We start from the raw sequence: 13,945 nt of genomic DNA, 5'->3' as shown, positions 1-13,945 counted from the left end.
GGGACGGGCGGAGCCCCTCTTGGCTGAAAAGGCGCCGGAACTCATCTGCCGCCATCCCGCTTTGGCGCTTGCGGCTGCAATGCTCCTTATGGGCGCGGGAATGCTTTTGTCGCTCTGCCTGACGGTCCTGACGGTTTCTCTACCGCTGGGCCTGCTGCTGGGCTGGTTTTGAAGATAGGAGATTTATTATGAAAAAGTCTGGGAAGCGCATCGAAATAGCAAGGGGTGTCAGGGAACTGCTTGTACTGGCCGCTTTGATGGCTGGAGCCGTCCTGCTGCGCTGGGCGGTGTTTATGCCCACGTCCCTTTAAGGAGGCAATCATATGAAACAGACGATTTTACGCGCATTCGGCCTGGTGGTTGTAATGACCGTACTCTGCGGCCTTCTCTATACGCTTGTTTGTACCGGCGTCGCACAGGCGCTGTTTCCCCGGCAGGCGGGCGGCAGCGTGATCGAGGTCAACGGAAAAACCTACGGCTCGGAGCTGTTGGCCCAGCAGTTCACCCAGCCCGGGCACCTGTGGGGCCGGCCCATGAACCTGGATTTCAGCTCCTTCACCGACGATGAGGGCAATCCGGTGATGTACGCCTGGGCCACCAACAAAAGCCCCGCCGGCCGGGATATGGATGCCATGGTCCAGGAGCGGATGGACAATCTGATAGCGGCGGACCCGGCTATGGAGGGCACGCCCATCCCTGTGGACTTGGTAACGGTTTCCGGCTCTGGTTTGGACCCGGAGATCAGTCCGGAGGCGGCCGAGTATCAGGTGCACCGTATCGCCCAGGCACGGGAACTCACCGAGGATGAGGTCCGCCAGGTCATTGAGCGGTACACCACCGGACGGTGGCTTGGTGTGTTCGGCGAGCCCAGGGTCAACGTGCTAAAGGTCAATCTTGCTCTGGACGGAATCTTGGAGGAGTGAGTATGCTCTATCCGGTTCAGATGATTTGTGAGCGGCAAATCTCCATTGCGACCGCCGCAGGCGCCGATGGGCCGCCGGCACAGTTTTTGGAGATCGGAAGGATTCTCAGCAGACTGTTCGACGAGTGCCCCACAGTTGTGCGTTTCCCCGGGAGCACAGCGCTGACGCTGCTCTACCGCAACGCGGTCTACCTCTGGCAGGATGTCCTGGATTGCACGGACGCCCTCGCCGCCGCGCTGTGCGCTCAGTGCCCACTGCGGTTCTATGGGACCACGGAGGGGAGGGAGAGCGCCGAATGGACGGTCTGTGCCGAGGGGCGGGACAGCGCGTTGGTGCGCCTGCGCTCCCCCTCCGGGCGGCCCTTTGACCATCTGCAGGGATTGGCCGTACAGATGGAGATGGAGAACGGGGACAGTGCCGCCGCGCTGGCGGAGGTGTGTCTGGCCCGGCCCTTCCGTGTGCCCTGCGCCGCGTTGACGCCGAAGGGCGCGGCGCTGCTGGAGGGAAGCTCCCTGCTGGCGCGGCCGGAAGGCGGCAGGTTCTCCTACCTCAGCTGGGAGCGGCTTTTTCCCCGCCAGCTGCTCTTTGCCCTGACAGCCGCCCACAAGGCCCTGCTGTGGCGGGAATTTCTGGAGAATGGGCGCCAAAGCGCGGAGTTTGATTGGCTCTGGGAAAGCTATTACACCCAGGAACCCCTGTACCTGCTGGAGTGGGAGGTTGCCCTGCGCATGGTGCTGGAAAATCTGGGATTCCGGGTGGAGCGGAGCGTCGCCAATTTCCACATCACGGATTCCCGGGGCCGTGAGCGGCGCTTTGACCTGATCCGGGGCGGTCCGGCGGAAAAGCTCTTTTTAAAGCTGATTTTTCCGATAGATACAAAGTGAGCAGAAGGCAGGGGCCGCGCGGAAACCGCGGCTCTTGCTTTTTTGCACCGCTATAGTAAAATATTGTTGAACAGCAGGGCCGACGGGCGAAAGCGAAGGAGGCGGAGCATGGGTAAGTGCAAAGTGTGGACTAAGCAGCATATAAGCGTCTTGGAACAGTTGGAGTGTCAGGGGCGCTACACATCAAAGCGGGAGTATGTGGCCCTGACCCTGGAGGAACACACGGACCTTGTGCTGGAGGCCTACGACTGGCTGGTGCGCAACAGCCCCGGCGCGGCCTTCCGCCCCGCCGACGCGGAGTACCCTGTGTGGGTTTCCTACCGGCAGGACGCCGCCATGCTGCCGCAGCAAGACACCGTGCTGCTGGAGCTGACCATGGACGAGGCGCTTATCACCCCCATCCACGTCTCCAAATGGGGGACGATCCTCAACTTCTCCTATATTCCCGCCGACGCCAATGACGCAAGGCGCCATTCGAAACTGTTGGCGGAGTATGGTGTCAGCGACGCCAAGGCCTATCTGTCCCGGTTTTACCCTGAGATCAGAGAGGAAATCGTGGACAGTTGGGATCGCCTGTTTGACGACAGCGTGCACCTGGGCAGCGAACTCAGATACGGGACCATTTGGGAGGTGAGGCGGGAATGGGTCAGTCATGTGACACGATAAGGCTTTACACCGCTCAGTCCGACGTGGTGCTGCGGGTTTTGGAGCGGGATGGAGTCTGCTTTTCCAGGGAGGAGTATGTCCGAGGCAAGTACGGGGAGAGCGCGCCTGTTTTCCTCACTGCCTACTCCTGGTTTGTGAGTCGGATGGAGAACATTGTGCCAAGGCCCCGGGGCGCAGAGTTTCCCTACTGGGCCTTTGGCGCGCTCTACAGCGTGGACCGGACGGGGACGGGAGAAGCGCTGACCTTGGATGTGCCCCTTGATCAGGCGGTGCTCTTTGACCTGTACGATTGGAACAAGGTCATGCAGCTGCGCTATATCGGGGAGAACGAGCGGGAGGAGCGGTCGTTTCAAAAAGAGCTTGCCCGCTGCGGACTGCGGGAGACCGACGTGATGCTGACGAAGTTCCACCCCCAGTGGAAGAAGCGGATTTTGGAGAGCTGGGAGCGGCTGTTCCGGCACCACGATCGGATTCGGGAAGGGGATATGAGCGGCGTGGGAGGCGTGCAGGCCGGACTCTGGCAGATCAGGAGCGAGTGGATCAGACGGCAGCGGGTTCCGCCGCCCCAATAGAAGAAAAGCATACGGCGCGGTCGTCTGCCGCGCCGTATGCTTTTCCTATTGGGATTTACGCGTGGAGAAACTTTTGCAAATTCCGATTTATAAATCATTTTTCTTGGAAGTGCTGAAATTGCTTGCTTTTCAAGGCATCTGGATGTTTCTCTGCTCTCAATTTCCCTTGTTTTTTCCCTTGCCGGAAAAGAACAAGGGAAAGTCTTATTGCACCTTGTCCAGCAGTTTCGCGGCATCGCGCTTAGCCTCTCTGCTTGCGTGTGCGTAAATATTCATTGTGGTCGTCACATCCGAATGGCCAAGAAGCTCCTGCACGTCCTTCGGCGCTGCGCCGTAGGACAGCAGATTGCTGGTGAAGGTGTGGCGGAGCTGATGGAAATGAAAACTCTCCATGCCGTCCACTCTTTTCTTTGCTACCTGACACACATTGGAAACCGTTGCCGGAGACTCATACCTGCCATCCTGCCGCACACAGACAAAGCTGATCGCCTGATAACCCTCTGGAGGATGCTCCGAAACCGGCAGGCTGTAAACCTCATAGTAGGTGCGGTTCTTTTCTTCAATGGTCAAGTAGTAATTCTGGCTGTATAGCGGTCCACAGGCAAGGCGGTCAAGCATCTGCGTTTTCTTTGCCTCTTTCAAAATCTCCGCCAGTGTGTTGCAGAAATCCACTGAGCGGATCTTTTTGCGCTTCGTGGTGCCAATCTCCGTCCTGTGCCGCGCCGAGTTGTAGCGGATGCTGCGTCTCACCGTCAGCCGCTGCTCCTTCAGGTCAATGTCCTGCCAGGTCAGGCTGCAAACCTCGCCAATGCGAAGTCCGGTGTAGTACGCGATCTGGATAGGCAGAAGGGCGGGGTTTTTCTTTTTGAACAGCATCTCATTCAATTCAAGAAACTGTTCGTAGGAAATCGTCGGGATAATGGGAATATCCTCCTCCGCACCGTCCTCCGAAAACAGGTCGTAGTCCTCCGTCCTCTTGCGGTACACGATGTACTGCATGGGGTTGAAGGAGAGATACTGCTTAGGGAATACCGCGAAACGGAACGCACCTTGCAGCACGGCGGAGTATTGCCGCATGGAACCGCTGCTCAGCGCTTTCCTTACCGTGCCGTCCGGCCATTCACCGCCAAGGCTCAGCAGGTCCAGATAACTTTGCAGATGATCCGGTGTGATCTTCTTCAGCTTACGGTCAGCGATGGGGTGCTTCTTGATGCGTCTGGCTGTGTCGATGTAGGCGGCCACCGTGCCGTTGCTCAGAGAACCGGGCTTCAGTTCCTCCTCAATCCACTTGTCCAGCAGCCCTGCAAGGGTTAGATTTTCGGATTTTGCTACGAATTGCTTTTCCTCATAATTCGCCATGGCCTTGCGGAGCATGGCTTCCGTTTCGCTCTTGCTCTCAGAACCGGGAAACTCCCTCTGAACGCTGTTGCCGCTGGCATCCTCTACATAGAACCGATAGTACCACTTCTTTCCCTTTTTTCTTACAGAACCTTTTGCCATAGTGCTTCTCCTCTCATAGCGGCAAACGGAGCTGTTATGATGTGTTGTCTGCTATTATAGCAGACCTCACATGAACCGGCAAATAAAAAGCTCCGCACTGTCCTGTCCTTCATCTGACCGCACGGACCTGTTCCCGCACCAGAAGATCTGCACCCTGGTTGGCTTCCATGAACTTATGAATGACATCTATGCGGATGATGTATCTGCGTCCGATCCGCAGTACGGGAATCTTCTCCCATTCCACGAGCTTCCGCATGGTGTTTCTGCCAATGCCTGTATAGTCTGCGGCTTCTTCAATCGTTAAGCCGATTTTATCTGTCATGGGGATACCTCCCAAAATAGTAAAAATTATAGGTTGTTATTATCTCGCTATAAATGATGGCAAGAACGGACGGCGGCTGGCAGCCGCCCACGGGAGTCTCACCCCGGCCCATGCTGATGGGTGCGCCGCGCAATGCTTTGAGGGCGTTCAACGCGGGAGTATCATTATCCCAAACTCGGAGTCATGGCCACCGTGCTGCCACGCACGGTTACAGACTGGCTTGCTCGCTCGCCTGTCCAGTTATCTGGATGGGTCTTGGCGCGCCGTCTGCCGGCTCGTCCGGCTCGGAACGTTATCCGTTTGCCTATGCAGCGCAGCGCGCGTTTTCAAGGTGCATATATCAGGCTGTGTATCAGCCGGGAAAGGCTCTTATCCATGAGATAAGGGCCTTTCCTCGCAGATGCACGGAGATGCCGCCGCAGAAGTGTGGAAAGGGGCAAACACATTCCTGAGCGGCAGATGTATTCACACGGTTCGGATCACCTTGAATTCAATGATCTTGGTGATCAGCTTTGTTCGCATCCTGCATAGCTTTTCTTCATCAATGCAAAGATGCTCAACGCCGTTCTCATCATAGAGCCGCCTTGTCGCCAGAGCCGCCATATAGCGTTCGTAGTGCCGCAGCACGGCATTGATCGCATCCACATCTCCGGAAGATGCTGCTTCAATGGTGGAAAAAGGGAGCAGGGATACATTCGCATTACCCGGTTTGTTCGTCACTGCTATCAACCTCCATTTTCTTTTTTAATTCCTTAAGAGACTTTGCACGTCTGCGCTGCACGGTGTATCGGACCATATCCAGCTTATCCGCGATCTCCTGATCGGTCATGTCCAAAAAATACGCAAGCAGAATAATATCCCGCTTTTTCTCAGACAGCTTCACAAGGGCATTGGCAAGGATTTCGCTGCGGATAGGGATGGTATAGCCCTGCACCTGAAAGCAGAATCGTTCGCACGGGTACTCGTCCAGTACGCCCAACTGTCTCTCCTGACTTTCTGACAACCACGAAAGGGAAGTCTCATGCTTGGAGCACCATGCGATGTGATTGTCATAATCGATGGCCTCTCCGCGCAGCACCATCTTGCATAGCCTGTCGAATTCATGCCGAGCAGTTTCCTTCCGGGACGGCGTCAGCTCCATGAGTTTTTGCACCTCCTTCCCGAACCGCGGGAGGCGGTGTATTTTCCCCTTTGCTTATATCCCGATTGGGAGGGGTGGTTTTGCGCACTTTTCGGCAAAAATTTTCAAAAAAATTTTCCAACGGCATAATGAGCCGATGGAAAAAGAAAATATGGTAATTTAAGCAATACAAAGCGGTGTAGTTGAATACACCGTTTAGAACCGTAAAAGCTATATGATAAATAGCCGTGCTTCTATCAATTTGACTAAGGTCCGCTACCCGCATCGCACCAACAAACGCGGTCTTTTACTGGAAATTCCTTAATTTAGAAATTTGCTTCAAAAAATACAACTCCTTTCCGATGGTGAGTTACGGTACATCATAATACTGCCCTACATACTAATTTAAGTGAGCTGGAGTACACACTAAAATGGTAGTAGAGGTGATGAATGTGTATGTTGCGCTCGATCTTCTGGCAAAGGCTGTGAGAGAGGCCAGAGAGGAACGGGGTCTTTCTCAGCGAGAATTAGCCCGCAAGCTAAGCATGAATACAAGAACGATCATGGATTTGGAGATCTGTCGCAGCAATCCGAAGGGCGAAACTATTTTCCTTATTGCCCGTGAGCTGCACATCAGCTTGGATGCCATAGCACACGCTGGCACCTCTCGTCCAAATTCCGTCAGCGCCGATGTTCTGGAGTTCTTCTCCGGAAAAGACGATACTGAATCAAGGGACTATATCGATCTCTGTCGTCAGGTAGAGAAAATGAAGAAAAAGAAAGATCAGTAACGGAGAAGTGGGGGTTACACCCTGCTTCTTTTTTGCTCCAAAAGATAAAAAGACGGCGGCAAAGGACATGGTGATCCTTTGCCGCCGTTCTTATTGCGGGGTTAGTATACGGTTACTTGCTCTGATAGTTACGATAGAGGAACGTCACGATTTGAGCGCGTGTGCAGTCGTTGCCGGAGCCGAACAGGCCGCCGCCGATGCCGCCGGTGATGCCGTTCTTGGCGGCCCATGCCACCGCGTCGGCGTAATAGGCATTGGTCGCCACATCACCGAACTCAGCGCTGCTGCTGACCTTGGGGCTGCCCGCCGCGCGGTACAGGAAGGTCACGCTCTGTGCGCGGGTGCAGGTAGCGTCGGGGCTGAACTTGCCGTCGCCGGTGCCGCCGGTGATGCCATTCTCCACGGCCCACGCAACCGCCTTGGCATAGAAGGCGTCAGCAGGAACATCCGCGAAGCTGCTCATGCTCTTGGGAGCGGGAGAACCGGCTGCGCGCCACAGGAAGGTGACGATCTGAGCGCGGGTGCAGGGCTGGTTGGGAGCGAACAGGCCGTTGCCGACGCCGCCCGTGATGCCCTTCTCTGCCGCCCACTTGACCGCTTCATAGTAGTAAGCGTCCACGGGAACATCCTTGAAAATCTGCACCGGAGCCTCTTCAACGAAGCTGCCCTTGACCGTGACCTTGCCCGTAGGCATGGTGAAGGTGTACTTGCCGTTCTTCTCGGTGAGCTTTACCTTATCACCGTTCTTATCCAGAACCTTGAGCGTGTCCAGCTCGTAGCCCTTGTCGGGCTTCACGGTGATGGTCACGGCATCGCCCTTGGAGGCAGACTTGGGAGAAACGGTAATGGTGCCGTTCTCGGTCTTATCCACGGAAACGGTGTAGCTGGGGGTGTAGGAGCCGCCGCCGCCACCGCCGCCGCCGGAATACTTGGTGAAGGTAGCCGTTGCGATTGCGCTGTCATTCATGCCTGCCTTGACCGCGATAGCCTTGACCGTCGTGGTGGAGGTCAGGCTGAGAGCGGGCGTGTACTCGGTACTGGAGGCCGTCGGATCTGTGCCATCTGTGGTGTAGTAAATCTTTGCGCCTGCCGTAGCGCAGGAGATGGTGACGCTCTGCGTGCCGGTGAAGCCGCTCGCACCGTTGGGCGCAAAGGTCGGGGTGGCAACGGTCAGCTTCGGGGAAGTCTGCGTACTGCTGGTCGGTGCGCTGGCCTTGTGAGTGGAAGTCTCTGCGATCCTCGCATGGCCGGTGTAGCTTGTATTGGGGTTGCAGTCGATCTTTGTGCTGGTGGTCGGTGAATAGGTCATGCCATCGAAGCTGTACTCGCCGCCTGCAAACGCAGGGATGGTCGCCGTAAAGGTCGTGCCATCGGCGTTGGGCGTAAAGGTGAGTGTGAACGCAGTAGGAGCATAAGGGCAATCCGCCTTCTCGATGGTCCCTGTCGCCGAGCTGGGGATCTTGCCGCTCTGAACGCTGCTGGTGATCTCCACGGTGATGGTCTTGTCGATGTCGTCTGCGACCAGCGTGTACTTGCCGGTGGTATTGGTCGCAATTGCGGTAGTCTCACCGCTGCGATACCACTTGTAGGTCAGAGTGCCGGTGTTGTTGGTGCTGGCGAGGGAAGCGGTCAGCTCCGCGCCATACTTCAAGTCGCCGGTGATGCTTGCCGTGCCGGTGAGGGCAGCGCCCTTGAAGGTCGCCTTGACGCTCACATTCCCACTGGGCATGGTAAACTTGCCGTCTGTGCCGATGATCAAGCTGGTGGGATTCTTTTCAACCCATTCGTCAAAGACATAGCCGCTGCTGGGGGTGGCCGTCAGGGTGACGGTCTCGCCCGCCACAGCAGAGGGCTTGTCGGCGCTGGCATTGCCGTTACCGTCATTGGTTACGGTAATGCTGTACGGTGTCGCGCTGTAAGCAGGAACCGTCACAGTCGCCGTAGCGCCCGCGTTGTGGTTGCTGTCTGCCTTGAAGCGCACATAGTAGGTGCCGGTGGCAACCTCGGTTTCCGTATCCGTGCAGGTCGTACCAGCAGGAGAAGTAAAGCTGCTGTCGGTACTGTACTCCATCTTGTCGGTGGTGCCGGTGATCTTGCCCTTGCCGCCGCTGGCGGTGGGAGCCGCCACGCCGAGACCGGTAGGCGCACTCTGATCAGCCCGAGTGATGGAGAATGTCCATGCAGGATTATTCAGATTAGAGCCTGCGGTGAAGTTGTCTCCAGCTGCAACATCAATTTTGACGGTATAATCTCCGACATCCTTGGTTTCGGTCACGGAAGCGCCGTCCTTTTCATACTTGACGGTGATTGCGCCGGAGTTCGTAAAGGGACTCGTAAGGGTGAAGCTGGCTGTCTTATTGTTGCCGTCGTAGGTCAAATAGGCCGGCGGGGTAAAGTTGAAGTCTGCGGCGGTCGGCGTTCTCTGGCCGATGTTCCAGTTAATCGTCACATCCTCGTTGCCGCCATCGCTCCACTTATAGTTGCTGTTCAGCTTTGCGACGGCGGTGTAGCTCGTGGCTCCCACATTGGTCGCCTTGTAGGTGCCGATGAGGGTATAGCCCGCGCTCTCGTTCACGCCGGTCTGTTCCGTGCCGTTATAGACGAGGCCGGCGGTGGCGGTGGGACGAGGGATCAGGGTTATCTTTGGTGTCACGGTGAACTGCACATTGAAGCTCTGCTCGGTGACGCCGGTGCCGCTGACCTTAACGGTAGCGTTATAAATACCGGCAGTCAGCCCGGGATTGGGCTGCACGGTGAAGGTGTCCGTACCGCTGGCTGCAATATCCGTGATGCTGTTCTTGTTCAGCGTGAAATCGGTCTTATTGGCACCATCCAACGCGATGGTCAGCGGGCCGGTAGCCGCCGTGCCGTTGTTGGTGATGATAACGGTCTGCGCTGCCGGAGCGGCAGTGTAGCTCTCTTCCATGCTGCCAAAGTCCACGGTGCCGGTCTTATCAAGGCTGATGTTAGCCGTGGACGCAGGGGCATCATGCACGAACTTGAGGACGGTTTTGCTGCTGCCGTCGTATTCGCCGTCATAGCTGTCGTTGTCAATCTTGCCCTTTTCGCATTTCGTGTTGGCGCCGAGAGATACCGGGCTGCTGATCATGGCGTTTGTTTGCTCGCCCGATGCGGTGAGCGTCACCGAGCCTTTGGTGGAAAGGTTGATCGTATTCACCGCGCTGCTGTTACCTGTCCTAATAACTTCGTAATGGTTATATTTTGATGTTAGCTCGACCGTTGAATCCTTGATCGACACATTTCCTTTGAGACTTGCCGCAAGAGTATCTACACTTACCTTGACGGTGCTGTTCTCAATGGTCAGATCGCCGCCATCGTATGTACAAATTCCCTCACTGCTTGATGTAGTAGAGGTGAGTTCCACATTAGGGCTGTTCGTGATGACAACATTTCCTTTTAAATTGAAGATGCCGTAACGATAACTGCCGAGGATCTTCACCGTTGCGCCATTCAACGTGATGTCGCCGCCTTGCGAGCTAATACCTCTATTGTAGTTACTACCGCCGCTCAGGTTCACGGTCAGCTTTCCGCTGATGGTGATGTTGCCGTTGCCGGCTGCGGACGACGATGTTTGTGCTTCGTTGTAAACACCGTAGGCATTCTCCGCTCCGCCTGTTGCGGTAACGGTCATATCGTTGCCGGGCAGAGAGATCGTACCGCTCTGTGCATGAATGCCGTATACCGGGCCGTTCTGCGATGAATCCACTTTCCCGACCTGCACATCCAGCGGTGCGGAGATTGTGACGCCCTTATCTGCGGAAATGCCATAGACAGTACCATTACCTTTCGCAGTCACAGTCAGCGTGCCGGTGCCGGAGATGGTCAGCGTGCCGCCGTCGGCCCGTATGCCGCGCAAAGGATTGGTAGCTGTCGTGCTTGTGGTAAAGCTGCTGTTACTCTCAACCACAATGTTCAGGTCGCCGGCCGCAAAAATACTGTCCTCTGTCGCAAGGCCGTGGTAGTCGTTGAGGTACAGCGTACCGCTGGACTTCTCATAGCGTGCGACATAGGAAGTGCCGTCGATATAGCCGTCGCTTGCGCTGGCAGCATTATTTGCGGCAAGGTATTGCCCGTCGCTGAGGCTGGTAATAGTGCCGCTTTCGTTGAACACCCTGACGTGATCCGGATAGGCTGCCGCCAGCGCCGTGGTGGGGAGCAGCGAGAGCAGCATCACCAGGCTGAGTAGGATGCTCAGGATTTTGCTTTTTGTTCGTTGCATAGATCGTTGCCTCCTTCATAGAAAGAATTTGTTGTGCGCCGCGTTTTTGTCCCCGGCCCGCGGCCGCCGGGTCGGTTTTTACCGGGCGCTCCCGCCCGGCATGGTCTCTGCTGTTTCGTCGAGCCATGTACGCATCTGCTGCGCGGAAAGGTCGCCGATGCAGTAGCCGTCGATGAGCTTCAGCTCCACAGCCTTATCCAGCGCGGCCAGCTTCTCCGGATGGCCGTCCTCGCAGAGGAGGTAGACGCGGCACTCCGGCAGTCTCCTCCGCACCTCGACGGCGATGTCGCAGCGGCCGGAAACATCCTTATCCTCCACTCCGTTTGAAAAGTCCAGCTCCAGCAGCAGAAGATCCGCCTTCTCCGCCGTACACTGCCAGACCACATCATCGCAGTCGTCGGATAGGATGCCCAGCGGACGGCAGCCGCCCAAATTACCCAGCCAGTCCGCCGCGCGGCGGGTCATGGCGCGGGAGGGGAAGCAGACCGCCGCGCGCGGCAGCTCCGCTCCGGGGCCGCTGGCAGGCGGCTCCCGCTTTCGGAACAAGCTCAAACCGCCGCCCCCTTTCTCCGTGTCACGCCTGCCTTCGGCAAGCGCGTCCCGCATTCGGGGCAGTACCGCGCCACATTGGTGACGGCCACGCCGCAGCCGGGGCAGCAGCGGTGGCGGGAACGGTAAAAGTCATAGAGTGTATTCTCCGGCAGGGCAGCGCCGCAGTCGGCGCAGTCCGTCTGACCGGCGCTGTTGGCCTTGCCGCAGACCGGGCAGACCTTGCGTCCCCGCAATGTCTCCGGCCCGAAGCCATATTCCAGCAGCACCACCCGGCGCAGGGCTCGTTCGGTTCTCAGGTCATAATCTGTCATTCGGCGGCTCCCTCCTTTCCGTCTGTGCCGCCCACCTGCAATCTCGCCCCGCAGACGGGGCAGAAGCAGGCGTCCGGTTCCCGGAGCCGCACACCGCAGTGATGGCAAAAGGCGGGGAACTCCGTTTCCCACGGGGCGCAGTCCAGACACAGCCCCGCGTTGACATTGAACATAGCGGAGGATACATACTTCCCGCATTTGGGGCAGAGGTTGAACTCCCACTTGCCCTCCTTGTCCCACGCGATCTCCAGCGCCGCTTCCTCCGTGTCCGCCCGGATGGGCTTGGTCACGCAGCACAGCTCACCGGAGATGTCGCAGTAGAAGCGAAACACCCGCCCGCCTCCGGCGTCCGCAACGACCTTGTACGTTGCTGTTTTCTGTGATTCGGCCACAGACATTCCTCCCTTCCGTTTTTTCTTGCGAAGAACTGGGGGTTGTGCTATAATGCGAGAAAATCAAATGGGGGCGAGCGGTCCTTCCGTTGGAGCATAGCTCCAACGGAAAGGGGTACCCCTTTCCGATTTCTCTCTGCTGACCGGACGCTCCGAAGTGTTGCTTGACCGTCCGTTCTCCTGTTGTGTACCATATTTCCTCGCTCCTGTCATCTCCAAAAACCCGAAATTGGGTAGACGGAGACAAAAAAATTTTCAAAAACCATCAAAAATACGCCAATTCGCCAAACGCCTGTTCGATCTGGAGGTTTAACGCATGAAACCAAGATTTTTTGCCGCGCTGCTGGCGGCGCTGATGATTTTCTCCCTCACCGGCTGCGAGAAATCGCTGCTGGACAAGGATAACCCTGTGACGCTGACCTTCTGGCACGTCTACGGCGAGCAGTCCGGCTCTCCCATGGACGAGCTTGTGGACGAGTTCAACCGGACGGTGGGCGCGGAAAAGGGCGTGCGAGTGACCGTCACCGCTACCAGCAGCGCCTCTCAGATCGGTGCGTTTCTGCTGCAGGCGCAGGCGGGCGGCTCCGAGCTTCCGGAGATGCCGGATGTGTTCACCTGCCACATTGGGGATGCGATGGCGCTGGGGGCAGAGAACGTGGTGGACTGGAACGACCTCTTTACCGAGAAGGAGCGCGAGGAGTTCGTTTCCGGCTTTCTGGACGACGGCACGGCGGACGGCAAGCTGCTGGTATTCCCCATGTCCAAATCCACCCATGTGCTGATGCTCAACGGCTCCGCCTTTGACCGCTTCTCCGCCGCCACCGGCGCGCAGTACAGCGACCTTACCACATGGGAGGGCTTTTATCAGACCGCCGGCGCTTTCTATGACTACAGCGGCGGCAAGACCTTCTGCGCTCTGGACTATCCTCTCCGCGCTGTGGAGCTGCGGGCCATGGAGCAGGGTGCGGAGGATTTCTATACCGAGGACGGCTGGTACGACACGGACAACGCCATTTTCAAGGAGAGCTGGCTGGAATTTGCCCGCGCTCTGGTGCAGGGGCATATCCAGATGTCCGACCGCTATTCCAATACGCAGGTCATGACCGGCGAAACCATCTCCGGCATCGGCTCGTCCGCCGCCATCCTCTACTATAATGATAAGGTGAGCTATCTCGACGGCACGGTGGAGCCGATGAATTTGCAGGTCCTGCCCATGCCGAAAACCGACGGCGCGGACGCGCTGATGACTCAGGCGGGCGTGGGTCTTTGCGCCTATAAGACCGATGAAAAGCGGGCGGAGGCCGCGAGCCTGTTCGTCCACTGGCTGACGGAGCCGGAGCGGAACCTTGATTTTGTGGCCGAGACCGGCTATATGCCCGTGCGGAACGGTGCGTTCGATGCCATTGAGAACTATACGGATTTCCCGGAACCGCAGCAGGCATACCAGAATCTCTACGCCGCGCTGAACACCATGAGGCAGGAATATACACCGGTGTCCGAGCCGCGCTTTTCCGGCTATTACGGCAAGGTCAACGCCCTTTACGATGCGCTGCGGGAGGCGCAGAAGGCCTATCCCGCCCGCCTTGCGAACGGTGAGAGCGTGGATGAGCTGGCCAACGAGACATGGACGATGCTTTGCTCCATGGGCTGATGCGGATAAAAAAGAACCACA

General features: G+C 57.2%; 16 protein-coding genes. 8 read left to right on the top strand and 8 right to left on the bottom strand.

Going from position 1 to position 13,945, the window contains the following annotated elements; translation table 11 throughout:
* The first annotated feature begins 19 nt into the window (after positions 1–19).
* The 6 genes from KQI82_RS00795 (at position 20) to KQI82_RS00775 (ending at position 3,045) form a co-directional block, all read left to right on the top strand.
* Positions 20–172 (top strand): hypothetical protein, encoded by a 153-nt coding sequence (locus tag KQI82_RS00795; protein WP_216557342.1) that lies wholly within the window; start codon positions 20–22, stop codon positions 170–172.
* Positions 173–188: 16 nt separating this feature from the next.
* Positions 189–311 carry a hypothetical protein gene (locus KQI82_RS15730; protein ID WP_277602899.1) on the top strand — a complete coding sequence of 41 codons (123 nt, stop codon included), beginning with the start codon at positions 189–191 and terminating at the stop codon, positions 309–311.
* Positions 312–323: 12 nt separating this feature from the next.
* On the top strand, positions 324–923 hold the full coding sequence (gene kdpC / locus KQI82_RS00790; RefSeq protein ID WP_216557339.1) for a potassium-transporting ATPase subunit KdpC: 600 nt from the start codon (positions 324–326) through the stop codon (positions 921–923).
* Between the two features lie 2 nt (positions 924–925).
* Positions 926–1,807 (top strand): hypothetical protein, encoded by an 882-nt coding sequence (locus tag KQI82_RS00785; RefSeq protein ID WP_216557336.1) that lies wholly within the window; start codon positions 926–928, stop codon positions 1,805–1,807.
* A 108-nt stretch (positions 1,808–1,915) separates the two neighbouring features.
* Positions 1,916–2,473: a DUF3841 domain-containing protein gene (locus KQI82_RS00780; protein WP_216557333.1), complete on the top strand. Its 558-nt coding sequence runs from the start codon at positions 1,916–1,918 to the stop codon at positions 2,471–2,473.
* Positions 2,449–3,045: a DUF3841 domain-containing protein gene (locus KQI82_RS00775; protein ID WP_216557329.1), complete on the top strand. Its 597-nt coding sequence runs from the start codon at positions 2,449–2,451 to the stop codon at positions 3,043–3,045. The genes KQI82_RS00780 and KQI82_RS00775 overlap by 25 nt, the downstream gene beginning before the upstream one ends.
* A gap of 204 nt (positions 3,046–3,249) precedes the next feature.
* On the opposite strand, the gene KQI82_RS00770 is transcribed toward KQI82_RS00775, so the two are convergent.
* The 4 genes from KQI82_RS00770 to KQI82_RS00755 all read right to left on the bottom strand — a co-directional run bounded on the left by KQI82_RS00770 (position 3,250) and on the right by KQI82_RS00755 (position 6,008).
* Positions 3,250–4,545 (bottom strand): tyrosine-type recombinase/integrase, encoded by a 1,296-nt coding sequence (locus KQI82_RS00770; RefSeq protein WP_216557326.1) that lies wholly within the window; start codon positions 4,543–4,545, stop codon positions 3,250–3,252.
* 109 nt (positions 4,546–4,654) lie between these two features.
* Entirely contained in the window at positions 4,655–4,867 is a 213-nt protein-coding gene (locus KQI82_RS00765; protein WP_021750123.1) for a helix-turn-helix domain-containing protein, read from the bottom strand.
* A 465-nt stretch (positions 4,868–5,332) separates the two neighbouring features.
* Entirely contained in the window at positions 5,333–5,587 is a 255-nt protein-coding gene (locus tag KQI82_RS00760) for a helix-turn-helix domain-containing protein (protein WP_216557324.1), read from the bottom strand.
* On the bottom strand, positions 5,568–6,008 hold the full coding sequence (locus KQI82_RS00755; protein ID WP_216557321.1) for a sigma-70 family RNA polymerase sigma factor: 441 nt from the start codon (positions 6,006–6,008) through the stop codon (positions 5,568–5,570). Before KQI82_RS00755 ends, KQI82_RS00760 begins: the two co-directional genes overlap by 20 nt.
* Positions 6,009–6,418: 410 nt before the next feature.
* On the opposite strand from KQI82_RS00755, the gene KQI82_RS00750 reads away from it, so the two are divergent.
* Entirely contained in the window at positions 6,419–6,778 is a 360-nt protein-coding gene (locus tag KQI82_RS00750; protein ID WP_119190805.1) for a helix-turn-helix transcriptional regulator, read from the top strand.
* 112 nt (positions 6,779–6,890) lie between these two features.
* On the opposite strand, the gene KQI82_RS00745 is transcribed toward KQI82_RS00750, so the two are convergent.
* The 4 genes from KQI82_RS00745 to KQI82_RS00730 all read right to left on the bottom strand — a co-directional run bounded on the left by KQI82_RS00745 (position 6,891) and on the right by KQI82_RS00730 (position 12,273).
* Complete coding sequence (locus KQI82_RS00745; RefSeq protein ID WP_216557318.1) at positions 6,891–11,018, bottom strand: S-layer homology domain-containing protein; 4,128 nt, start codon at positions 11,016–11,018, stop codon at positions 6,891–6,893.
* A 78-nt stretch (positions 11,019–11,096) separates the two neighbouring features.
* Positions 11,097–11,570, bottom strand: a complete 474-nt coding sequence (locus KQI82_RS00740; RefSeq protein ID WP_216557315.1) for a hypothetical protein — start codon at positions 11,568–11,570, stop codon at positions 11,097–11,099.
* Positions 11,567–11,881: a double zinc ribbon domain-containing protein gene (locus KQI82_RS00735; protein WP_216557312.1), complete on the bottom strand. Its 315-nt coding sequence runs from the start codon at positions 11,879–11,881 to the stop codon at positions 11,567–11,569. The genes KQI82_RS00740 and KQI82_RS00735 overlap by 4 nt, the downstream gene beginning before the upstream one ends.
* Entirely contained in the window at positions 11,878–12,273 is a 396-nt protein-coding gene (locus tag KQI82_RS00730) for a hypothetical protein (protein WP_216557309.1), read from the bottom strand. Before KQI82_RS00730 ends, KQI82_RS00735 begins: the two co-directional genes overlap by 4 nt.
* A gap of 316 nt (positions 12,274–12,589) precedes the next feature.
* On the opposite strand from KQI82_RS00730, the gene KQI82_RS00725 reads away from it, so the two are divergent.
* Complete coding sequence (locus KQI82_RS00725) at positions 12,590–13,924, top strand: ABC transporter substrate-binding protein (protein WP_216557307.1); 1,335 nt, start codon at positions 12,590–12,592, stop codon at positions 13,922–13,924.
* Positions 13,925–13,945 lie beyond the last annotated feature (21 nt).

The sequence above is a fragment of the Dysosmobacter acutus genome, from assembly GCF_018919205.1.
Lineage (GTDB): Bacteria > Bacillota > Clostridia > Oscillospirales > Oscillospiraceae > Oscillibacter > Oscillibacter acutus.
Note: the sequence above shows the minus strand (reverse complement) of the source record. Positions and strands in the feature narration are given on the sequence as shown.

Bases quoted from the DNA above. Each gene is read 5' to 3' on its own strand.
- KQI82_RS15730 (WP_277602899.1), top strand. From the start codon at position 189: ATGAAAAAGTCTGGGAAGCGCATCGAAATAGCAAGGGGTGTCAGGGAA.
- kdpC (WP_216557339.1), top strand. From the start codon at position 324: ATGAAACAGACGATTTTACGCGCATTCGGCCTGGTGGTTGTAATGACC.
- KQI82_RS00785 (WP_216557336.1), top strand. From the start codon at position 926: ATGCTCTATCCGGTTCAGATGATTTGTGAGCGGCAAATCTCCATTGCG.
- KQI82_RS00780 (WP_216557333.1), top strand. From the start codon at position 1,916: ATGGGTAAGTGCAAAGTGTGGACTAAGCAGCATATAAGCGTCTTGGAA.
- KQI82_RS00775 (WP_216557329.1), top strand. From the start codon at position 2,449: ATGGGTCAGTCATGTGACACGATAAGGCTTTACACCGCTCAGTCCGAC.
- KQI82_RS00770 (WP_216557326.1), bottom strand. From the start codon at position 4,545: ATGGCAAAAGGTTCTGTAAGAAAAAAGGGAAAGAAGTGGTACTATCGG.
- KQI82_RS00765 (WP_021750123.1), bottom strand. From the start codon at position 4,867: ATGACAGATAAAATCGGCTTAACGATTGAAGAAGCCGCAGACTATACA.
- KQI82_RS00755 (WP_216557321.1), bottom strand. From the start codon at position 6,008: ATGGAGCTGACGCCGTCCCGGAAGGAAACTGCTCGGCATGAATTCGAC.
- KQI82_RS00750 (WP_119190805.1), top strand. From the start codon at position 6,419: ATGGTAGTAGAGGTGATGAATGTGTATGTTGCGCTCGATCTTCTGGCA.
- KQI82_RS00745 (WP_216557318.1), bottom strand. From the start codon at position 11,018: ATGCAACGAACAAAAAGCAAAATCCTGAGCATCCTACTCAGCCTGGTG.
- KQI82_RS00735 (WP_216557312.1), bottom strand. From the start codon at position 11,881: ATGACAGATTATGACCTGAGAACCGAACGAGCCCTGCGCCGGGTGGTG.
- KQI82_RS00725 (WP_216557307.1), top strand. From the start codon at position 12,590: ATGAAACCAAGATTTTTTGCCGCGCTGCTGGCGGCGCTGATGATTTTC.